Consider the following 8331-nt stretch of genomic DNA (forward strand, 5'->3'; position numbering starts at 1 on the left):
CCAGGCCGGCACGGCGTCCCGCCGCGGCGATGGCGGCGGCGCCCAGCGCAGGGGCACGCAGGGCGGCGAGCTGGCCCTGGCAGCCCCCCCTGGGGGTGCGTGCGGCAGTGACGATGCCTATGGGGTCGCTGGCGGTGTCGCTCTTGACCGGGCCCGCGCGGTTGGTGTCGCTTGGGTGGCGGAGCGGCGGCCCGCCCGGCGGGCCGCCGGCTCAGGCCGTCTCGCGGAAGAGTTCGCGGCCGATGAGCATCCGCCGGATCTCGCTGGTGCCCGCGCCGATCTCGTAGAGCTTGGCGTCGCGGAGCAGCCGTCCGGTAGGGTACTCGTTGATATAGCCGTTGCCGCCGAGGATCTGGATGGCCTCCAGCGCCATCTGCGTCGCCTTCTCGGCGGCGTAAAGGATCGCGCCGGCGGCATCCTTGCGGGTGGTCTCGCCACGATCGCAGGCCGCGCCGACGGTGTAGACGTAGGCCCGGCAGGCATTGAGTGTGGTGTACATGTCCGCGACCTTGCCCTGGATGAGCTGAAACTCGCCGATGGGTTGGTCGAACTGGCGGCGCTCGTGGATGTAGGGGACCACCGTGTCCAGACACGCCTGCATGATGCCGAGGGGACCGGCGGCGAGCACGGCGCGCTCGTAGTCCAGGCCGCTCATGAGCACATGCACGCCGCGGTTCTCCTCGCCAAGCACGTTCTCCGCGGGGACCTCGCAGTCGCTGAACACCAGCTCACAGGTATCCGAGCCGCGCATGCCGAGCTTGTCGAGCTTCTGCGCCGTGCTGAAGCCGGGCATCCCCTTCTCGACGATGAAGGCGGTGATGCCGCGCGGACCCGCCTCCGGGTCGGTCTTGGCGTAGACCACCAGCGTGTCGGCCTCCGGGCCGTTGGTGATCCACATCTTGTTACCGTTGAGGACGTAGCGGTCCCCCCGGCGCTCGGCGCGCAGGCGCATGGAGACCACGTCGGAGCCGGAACCGGGCTCGGACATCGCCAGCGCGCCGACGTGCTCGCCGGTGACCAGCGGCGGCAGATAGCGCTCGCGCTGGGCGGCGCTGCCGTTGAGGCGGAGCTGGTTGATGCAGAGGTTGGAGTGGGCGCCGTAGGACAGCCCGATGGAGGCGGAGGCCCGGCTGATCTCCTCCATCGCGATCATGTGGGCGAGGTAACCCATCGCGCTGCCGCCATAGGCCTCCTCCACGGTAATGCCGTGCAGGCCGAGTTCGCCGAGTTTCGGCCACAGCTCGCGGGGGAAGTGGTTGTCACGGTCGATGGCCTCGGCGCGTGGGGCGATCTCGCCGGCGGCGAAGTCGCGCACGGCCTCGCGGAGCATGTCGATCTCCTGGCCGAGACCGAAATTCAGCCCGGGCAGCTCCATGGTCTCTCTCCTCCTGCGGGTCTTTGCGGCAATGCTATTTGACGTTTACGTAAACGTCAAACCCGGGCCTCACCCGCCGACACCCTCCCGCCGGTGCTTGCTGTCCAGGATACGGCGACACCGGCCCATGGAGTCCTCGAGCTCGCCGAGGGCGTCCTCGAGGTCCTGGCGCTGCTGGAGGAAGAGCTGGCGTTTTTCCTCTAGGATTTCGAGGTAGCGGGCGAGCTGGCGCTCCTCGCCGTGGGCCGAGTCGTAGAGATCGAAGACTTCCTTGATCTCCGCCAGGGTCATGCCGAGGCGTTTGCCGCGCAGGGTGAGCTTGAGCCGGGTGCGGTCGCGGCGGCTGTAGATGCGCTTCTGGCCCTCGCGCCGGGGGTTGAGCAGCCCGCGGTTCTCGTAGAAGCGGATCGCCCGCGTGGTAACGTCGAATTCCCGGGCGAGCTCGGAGATGGTGTAGGTGGTCGCGTTGGGCAGGGCGTCTCGTTCGCGTAGCTGCATTGCGGACGGCTCAAAGTTTTCGTTTACGTAAACGTCATAGTAAATGAGCAGGCCGCATAATAACAGCGGCTTGATCTGGATCATCCGGCTGGTCGCCGCAATGATAAATTCTGACGGACGGGCGGACTGCCGTCGAAATTCCGTTATTTCCAGGAGGTCAGGACCATGGAACTGCGCACCCTGTTGCTGTTTGTCGATGAATCCGCGGAGTTCGAGCGCCGGGCGCGGCTTGCCGCCGAGCTGGCGGCGAAGTGGGATGCGCACCTGGTCGGGCTGGCGGTCGCCGACGTCATGCTCGTACCGGAGTTCGTTCCGACCCAGACCCTGGAGAGTCAGCTCGAGCTCGCCGGCGAGCGCAATGAGCGGCTGCGCCAGCGCTTCGAGCAGCTGGTCGGAGGCCGGCAGCTCGTCACCGAGTGGCGTGCCACCGACACGGTCAGCGCCGGCGGCACGGTCCTCGACGTGCTCGCACGCCATTCACGGTATGCGGACCTCGCGGTCGTCGGTCAGCCGGATGTCAGTGACGTGCGCTCCGCGGTGCCGCGGGACCTGCCCGGGCAGCTCTGCCTGATGAGCGGGCGGCCGGTGCTGGCCACGCCCTATGCCTGGCGCGAGCAGCCCATCGGCCGACGAATCCTGGTGGCCTGGGACGCCGGCCGCGAGTCGGCACGCGCGGTCTCCGACGCGCTGCCCCTGCTCAAGGCGGCGGACGAGGTGAGGGTGCTCGCGCTCACCGGCACCAGCCGCGATGCGGCCCACGGTGAGCAGCCGGCGGCCGACATCGCCACGCACCTGGCGCGCCACGGCGTTAACGTCGAGGCAGCCCATCAGAGTCTCGGGGACCTGGACGTGGCCTCCGCGCTGCTGTCCGCAGCGAGCGATTACGGTGCCGACATGATGGTCATGGGGGCCTACGGCCGTGCGCGGATGCGCGAGATGGTCCTCGGCGGCGCCACCCGCGGCGTGCTCGAGAGCATGACGCTGCCGGTTTTCCTCTCCCACTGAGCAGGAGGCGAATACGCCATGTCCTGGAAAGATCTGCTGGTCTACGTCGACGAGGGGGCAGCGCTCGACGATACTCTCTCGCTCGCTGCCGGGTTCGCCGACCGTTTCGAGGCCCACGTGGCCGGGCTTGCGGTGGTGCCCTTCAGCCTGCCCCTGGAGATGTCCCAGCCCAGCCGCATTCGTGATTACGGTGCGCGCATGCGCCGGCGCCTGGAGACACTGGAGCAGCACTTCGGTAAGGCGTTTTCCCGCCGCAACGGCGAGTGGCGTGCCCATGACGGTCTTGCCGAGGGCGGTGAGCGCCTGGAGGTCATCAGCCGCCATGCCCGTTATGCCGACCTCATCCTCATGGGGCAGCCGGACGTCTCCCATGACGTGGATGCCCCGCCCACGGACCTGCCGGCGCAGGTCGCGGTCGCCAGCGGCCGGCCAGTACTCGCCGTGCCCCGCAGCGGCTGGTCGGGGGCGGTCGGCGAGCACGTGGTGGTCGGCTGGAACGGCAGCCGGGAGGCGGCCCGGGCGATCAGCGATGCCCTGCCGCTGCTGCAGACCGCGAAAACAGTGCGCGTGCAGGTGTTCACCGGCCGTAACCGGCTGGACGGGCACGGCGAGCTGCCCGGTGGCGACATCGCGACCATGCTGAGTCGTCACGGTGTCATCGTCGAGGTGGTCCGCGATGCGGGCGGCTCGGCGGATCCCGCGTCGTCACTGGTCGCGGCGGCGAAGGACAGTGGTGCCGATCTGATCGTGATGGGGGCCTACGGCCAGCCTCGGGTGCGTGAGCTGGTGCTCGGCGGCACCACCCATGAAATGATGCGGGTGATGGACCGGCCGGTGCTGCTCGCGCACTGACCTGCGGGGAGGGGCGGCTCTCCCCCTCTCTTAGCCCAGGGGATGTGGCTCTGGGCCGTCCCGGAGCGTGAGGCGCTGCCAGTGCCGCTCCCGGGCGATGGCATCGAGGGCGGGATCCGGGTCGACCGCGACCGGCTCTTCCACGCGCTCGAGCAGCGGCAGGTCGTTGCGCGAGTCGCTGTAGAACGTCGTCACCATGTCCTCGGTGCCGCTCTGCCGCCGCCAGGCCTCGAGCGCGGCGATCTTGCCGTCGCGGAACGTGGGGGTACCCACGTAGCCGCCGGTGTAGCGGCCGTCGCGGAACTCCGGCTCGGTGGCCAGCAGGCAGTCGATGCCCAGCAACCCCGCGATGGGCTCGGTGACGAAGCGGTTGGTCGCGGTGATGATCACCAGCGTATCCCCGCGCTGCCGGTGCATGTCGATCAACGCCCGGGCGGCGGGGAGCACGATGGGCTCGATCTTCTCGGCGATGAAGCGTTCACGCCACGCGTGCAGCTGGTCCGGCGGGTGCTCGGCGAGGGGGCGCAGCGCGAAGCGCAGGAACGCGTCGATGTCGAGCCGTCCCGCCTTGTAGTCGGCGTAGAAGCGCTCGTTGGCGGCAGCGTAGGTCTGCGCGTCCACGATGTCGTGTTCGGTGAGGTACTCGCCCCACAGGTGATCGCTGTCTCCGGCGAGCAGGGTGTTGTCCAGATCGAAGAGGGTCAGGCTCACGGATGCTCCCGCTGGGTTTCCGGGGGTGCCGCCGGACGGCGTCGGGGCGACAGTCTACGGTCTCGCCGGCGGCCGTGCACGGGCGTCGTGGTGCCATTTGCCGCCTTTTGTACCGATGTGGAAGAATACCTGTAACTTCCGGTATTCCGTGCCAGGTTTCTCAAGTGATTGATTCGGATGGATTCAGGCCCAACGTGGGGATCATCCTGACGGATGGGGCCGGGCGGGTGTTCTGGGCCCGGCGCATCGGCCAGAACGCCTGGCAGTTCCCTCAGGGGGGCATCAAGCGACACGAGTCGCCGCAGCAGGCCCTCTTCCGGGAGCTGCGCGAGGAGGTGGGACTGGAGTCCTCCCATGTGGAGGTGCTCGGCTGCACCGAGGGGTGGCTGCGCTACCGTCTGCCGCGCCACCTGGTACGCCGTCGCCAGCGGCCGCTGTGTATCGGCCAGAAGCAGGTGTGGTTCATGCTGCGCCTCGCCTGCGATGAGGGTACCGTGTGCCTCGACCAGAGCGCCCAGCCGGAGTTCGACGACTGGCGCTGGGTGGATTACTGGGAGCCCGTGCAGCGGGTGGTCTTCTTCAAGCGCCGTGTCTATGACCGTGCGCTCACGGAGCTTGCGCCTCTGATCTTCCCGGACGGGCCGCCGCAGCGGCCGCCGCCGCGCGGCAATGGACAGGGGCGGCGCGACTGATGCTCGAGACCCTTCATCGCATCGTTCAGGAGGTCAATGGCGCCGGCGATCTCGGCCAGGCGCTGAACATCATCGTTGATCGGGTGGCGGATGCCCTGGCGGTTGACGTGGCCTCCATCTATCTGGTCGGTGAGGATCAGGAAACCCTCACGCTGATGGCCACCCGCGGCCTGCGCGTGGATGCGGTGGGCCGGGTCCGGCTACGTTTCGACGAGGGCCTGGTCGGCCTGGTCGCCGAACGCGAGGAGCCGATCAATCTCCAGGACGCGGATCAGCATCCGCGCTTCCGCTTCTTCCCCGAGACCGGGGAGGAGCACTTCCACTCCTTCCTCGGCGTGCCCATCATCCACTACCGCCAGCTCCTCGGCGTGATGGTGGTGCAGGGCCAGCAGCGCCAGCGCTTCGACGACGAGAAGGTGGCTTTCCTGGTCACCATGGCCGCCCAGCTTTCCGGCGTTATCGCCCACGCCCGGGCCAGCGGCGGGCTGCGCGAGCTGGTCAAGCGCCGCGGCCTGGCGCGCAACCGGCCGCTGGCCGGTGTCGCCGGCGCCACCGGTGTCGGCATTGGCCATGCCTACACGCTGTATTCGGCGACGGATTTCGATGCGGTCCCGGAGATCACCGCCGACGACCCGGAGGCCGAGATCGAGGCGTTTCGTGCGGCCGTTGCCGCGGTGCGCGCCGACCTTGAGGACCTCCACGCCCGCCTCGAGGGCATGGTCGCGGAGGAGGAGCGCCGGCTCTTCGAGGTCTACGTGCGGCTGCTCGACGGTGAGAGCCTGTCCGGCTCCGTGGAAGCGCGCATCCGCGAGGGCGTGTGGGCGGCCGGGGCGGTGCGCGACGTCATTGTCGAACAGGTCCGTCACTTCGAGGACATGGAGGACGGCTACCTGCGCGAGCGCGCCAGTGACATTCGCGACATAGGCCGGCGGCTGATCGCCCGGCTCGGCGCCGGCGAGCGCCGGGCCCGGCCGCTGCCGAAGCGGGTGGTGCTGGTGGGGCACGAGGTGAACGCCTCGCAGCTCGCCGAGATCCCCCGGGAGCGCCTTGTGGGCGTGGTCTCGGCCACCGGCTCGGCGAACTCCCACGTCGCGATCCTGGCGCGGGCGCTGGGCGTGCCGGCGGTAATGGGCGTCAGCGACCTGCGCCCGAGTGTCGTCGACGGCCGTGAACTCATCGTCGACGGCTACCGTGGCCGGCTCTATGTCCAGCCCACGCGTGGGGTGATGCGCGAGTATCGGCGCCTGCAGCGCGAGGAGCGCCAGCTCGGCGAGGACCTCAAGGCCTTGCAGGCGCTGCCGGCGGAGAGCCCCGACGGCGAGCGCATTAACCTCTACATCAACACGGGGCTCATCTCGGACCTCGCGTCCTCCCGCGAGGTCGGCTGCGACGGCGTCGGCCTGCACCGCACGGAGTTCCCGTTCATGGTGCGCGAGCGATTTCCCAGCGAGGAGGAGCAGTCACGGCTGTACCGGGAGGTCCTCACCACCTTCTCGCCGCTGCCGGTTACGTTGCGCACGCTGGATATCGGTGGCGACAAGATGCTGCCGTATTTCCGCATCGACGACGACAACCCGTTCCTCGGCTGGCGCGGCGTGCGTGTGACGCTGGATCACCCCGAGATCTTTCTGACCCAGATCCGCGCGATGCTCCGGGCCTCGGAGGGGCTCAGCAACCTGCAGATCATGTTCCCGATGGTCTCGCGGATCGAGGAGGTGGAGCAGTCGGTGGCCCTGGTGGAGCGAGCCCAGCGCGAGCTCGCCGAGGAAGGGGTGGATGTGGTGCGCCCGCGCCTCGGCGCGATGGTGGAGGTGCCGGCAGCGGTCTACCAGGCGGCGAGCCTGGCCCGGCGTCTGGATTTCCTGTCCATCGGTTCCAACGACCTCGCCCAGTACCTGCTCGCGGTGGACCGCAACAATCCACGGGTCGCGAACCTCTACGACGAGCTACACCCGGCGGTGCTCCGTGCGGTGAACGACGTCGCCCAGGTTGGCCGGGTCGCGGGGGTGCCGGTGAGCGTCTGCGGCGGTATGGCCGGGAATCCGGCGACGGCGCTGCTGCTCTTCGCCATGGGCCTGAGCGGCCTGTCGATGAGCAGCGTAGGCCTGCTGCGCGTGAAGTGGGTGATCCGCAGCTTCCCCCATGCCGAGGCCCGCTCGCTGCTCGACGAGGCCCTGGCGCTGGAGTATCCGGAAGAGGTCCGCGCGCTGGTGCGGGGGGCCCTGGAGGCCAAGGGCCTGGGCAGCCTCACGCGGGCGGGCAAGTAAGTCCGGTGATGAAGGTCACAAATAATAATAATTCGTGTTTGACTAATCGGGTGTGAAAGTCGTAGCGTATCTCCATCAATACCGGATGTGAGTGCGCCATGTACGTCTGTGTCTGCCGCGCCGTGAGTGACCGAGAAGTCAACGCCGCCATCGATGCCGGCGCCCGGACCATGCGGGAGCTGCGCCGCGAGCTCGGGGTCTGCAGCTGCTGCGGCAAGTGCGGTCCCGCTGCGCGGGCGATGCTCGCCGAACGGACGGCCCCCGACGAGAACGCGCCTGCACTCGGCTTCCCTGCCGCTACGCCCGCCGTCGCCTAGCGCCGCGTGAACACTGCCGTTCCCGCCCCGGCTGGCTAAAGGGGCCCCTTCATGCGCTAGACTCTGTGCATCCATGCCACCAACACGGGCACAGAGGCAGCACAATGAAAGGCGACACGAAGGTCATCGATTTCCTCAACCGTGCGCTCACCAACGAGCTCACGGCCATCAACCAGTATTTCCTCCACGCCCGCATGCTCCAGGACTGGGGGCTGGCCCGCCTGGGCGAGAAGGAGTACCAGGAATCCATCGACGAGATGCGCCATGCCGACGAGCTGATCAAGCGCATCCTCTTCCTCGAGGGGCTTCCGAACCTCCAGGACCTCGGTCGGCTGATGATCGGCGAGACGGTGCGTGAGATCCTCGAGTGCGATCTGCGCGCGGAGCAGACGGCCTGCCCGCTGCTGCGCGAGGCCATCGCCTATTGCGAGTCCGTGCAGGATTACGTCAGCCGTGACCTGTTCCGCCGCATCCTCGACGACGAGGAGGAGCACATCGACTGGCTCGAAACCCAGCTGGACCTCGTCGACCGGGTGGGCGAGCAGAACTACCAGCAGTCGCAGATCCCCGAGTGAGGCGCGGTCGGGGCCGGACACCAGCCCCGACCCCGATCC

Annotated in this window: 9 protein-coding genes; 6 read left to right on the plus strand and 3 right to left on the minus strand. The window is 68.5% G+C overall.

The features are described 5' to 3' along the window. Nucleotides 1-211: 211 nt before the first annotated feature. Nucleotides 212-1375, minus strand: coding sequence for an isovaleryl-CoA dehydrogenase (locus ACEZHJ_RS00405; protein ID WP_163139016.1), 1164 nt, complete (start codon nucleotides 1373-1375; stop codon nucleotides 212-214). Nucleotides 1376-1444: 69 nt separating this feature from the next. Beyond that, entirely contained in the window at nucleotides 1445-1873 is a 429-nt protein-coding gene (locus tag ACEZHJ_RS00410) for a MerR family DNA-binding transcriptional regulator (RefSeq protein WP_163139019.1), read from the minus strand. 165 nt (nucleotides 1874-2038) lie between these two features. On the opposite strand from ACEZHJ_RS00410, the gene ACEZHJ_RS00415 reads away from it, so the two are divergent. Together ACEZHJ_RS00415 and ACEZHJ_RS00420 are read left to right on the plus strand one after the other, a co-directional pair. Next, nucleotides 2039-2878: a universal stress protein gene (locus ACEZHJ_RS00415; protein ID WP_163139017.1), complete on the plus strand. Its 840-nt coding sequence runs from the start codon at nucleotides 2039-2041 to the stop codon at nucleotides 2876-2878. A gap of 18 nt (nucleotides 2879-2896) precedes the next feature. Next, entirely contained in the window at nucleotides 2897-3730 is an 834-nt protein-coding gene (locus ACEZHJ_RS00420; protein ID WP_259201783.1) for a universal stress protein, read from the plus strand. Nucleotides 3731-3760: 30 nt separating this feature from the next. On the opposite strand, the gene ACEZHJ_RS00425 is transcribed toward ACEZHJ_RS00420, so the two are convergent. After that, nucleotides 3761-4441: an HAD family phosphatase gene (locus ACEZHJ_RS00425; RefSeq protein WP_375036111.1), complete on the minus strand. Its 681-nt coding sequence runs from the start codon at nucleotides 4439-4441 to the stop codon at nucleotides 3761-3763. Between the two features lie 164 nt (nucleotides 4442-4605). Between ACEZHJ_RS00425 and ACEZHJ_RS00430 the strand changes: the two genes are divergently transcribed. The 4 genes from ACEZHJ_RS00430 to bfr all read left to right on the plus strand — a co-directional run bounded on the left by ACEZHJ_RS00430 (nucleotide 4606) and on the right by bfr (nucleotide 8292). After that, nucleotides 4606-5133, plus strand: a complete 528-nt coding sequence (locus tag ACEZHJ_RS00430) for an RNA pyrophosphohydrolase (RefSeq protein ID WP_259201785.1) — start codon at nucleotides 4606-4608, stop codon at nucleotides 5131-5133. Beyond that, nucleotides 5133-7400 (plus strand): phosphoenolpyruvate--protein phosphotransferase, encoded by a 2268-nt coding sequence (gene ptsP / locus ACEZHJ_RS00435; protein ID WP_259201786.1) that lies wholly within the window; start codon nucleotides 5133-5135, stop codon nucleotides 7398-7400. Before ACEZHJ_RS00430 ends, ptsP begins: the two co-directional genes overlap by 1 nt. A 98-nt stretch (nucleotides 7401-7498) precedes the next feature. After that, nucleotides 7499-7717 (plus strand): bacterioferritin-associated ferredoxin, encoded by a 219-nt coding sequence (locus ACEZHJ_RS00440; protein WP_163142324.1) that lies wholly within the window; start codon nucleotides 7499-7501, stop codon nucleotides 7715-7717. 104 nt (nucleotides 7718-7821) lie between these two features. Continuing rightward, entirely contained in the window at nucleotides 7822-8292 is a 471-nt protein-coding gene (bfr, locus tag ACEZHJ_RS00445) for a bacterioferritin (protein ID WP_163142321.1), read from the plus strand. Nucleotides 8293-8331: the final 39 nt, after the last annotated feature.

This window comes from Arhodomonas sp. KWT2 (genome assembly GCF_041949875.1).
Lineage (GTDB): Bacteria > Pseudomonadota > Gammaproteobacteria > Nitrococcales > Nitrococcaceae > Arhodomonas > Arhodomonas aquaeolei.

Coding starts and splice junctions, on each gene's coding strand:
- ACEZHJ_RS00405 (WP_163139016.1), bottom strand. CDS start 1,375: ATGGAGCTGCCCGGGCTGAATTTCGGTCTCGGCCAGGAGATCGACATG.
- ACEZHJ_RS00410 (WP_163139019.1), bottom strand. CDS start 1,873: ATGCAGCTACGCGAACGAGACGCCCTGCCCAACGCGACCACCTACACC.
- ACEZHJ_RS00415 (WP_163139017.1), top strand. CDS start 2,039: ATGGAACTGCGCACCCTGTTGCTGTTTGTCGATGAATCCGCGGAGTTC.
- ACEZHJ_RS00420 (WP_259201783.1), top strand. CDS start 2,897: ATGTCCTGGAAAGATCTGCTGGTCTACGTCGACGAGGGGGCAGCGCTC.
- ptsP (WP_259201786.1), top strand. CDS start 5,133: ATGCTCGAGACCCTTCATCGCATCGTTCAGGAGGTCAATGGCGCCGGC.
- ACEZHJ_RS00440 (WP_163142324.1), top strand. CDS start 7,499: ATGTACGTCTGTGTCTGCCGCGCCGTGAGTGACCGAGAAGTCAACGCC.
- bfr (WP_163142321.1), top strand. CDS start 7,822: ATGAAAGGCGACACGAAGGTCATCGATTTCCTCAACCGTGCGCTCACC.